Origin of the sequence: Campylobacter showae CC57C, assembly GCF_000344295.2 — a bacterium.
GTDB lineage: Bacteria > Campylobacterota > Campylobacteria > Campylobacterales > Campylobacteraceae > Campylobacter_A > Campylobacter_A showae_B.
Genome location: NZ_AOTD01000070.1, coordinates 1 through 371 on the forward strand (window position 1 = coordinate 1; position 371 = coordinate 371).

Consider the following 371-nt stretch of genomic DNA (forward strand, 5'->3'; position numbering starts at 1 on the left):
GCAAATTTAGTAAATTTAAGATAAAGCCTGTATCTGACAAAAATCAAACGCAAAGCGCAGTAAGCGCTATAAAGCCGTCTGCTCCTGCAAAACTAATATCGCACGGCTCGAATCAAGGAAATGCGCATAAAATAAATCTATAAAAACAGCGTGAGCAAAACGGCGGGGAAAAATTTGCTCACTTTTTAAATAGATCTTTATTGTTTGGGTTTGACATTAGCGCCGACATCGACTTTTCAAGCTGATTTTTTTGAGATTTGTAAATGGAAAAATTTACCAAAATCGGGCTGTTTTCTACTAAAATTTGCACGATAGCTCCAAGCGGAAAGCTAACGATGCTGGCGAAATTTTCCTTACCAAAACCCGCCTCG

1 pseudogene is annotated in these 371 nt (G+C 38.5%); it reads right to left on the reverse strand.

Annotated elements, in window-relative coordinates:
* Positions 1-178 precede the first annotated feature (178 nt).
* Positions 179-371, reverse strand: a pseudogene (locus tag H740_RS02905) (hypothetical protein); the annotation flags it as partial.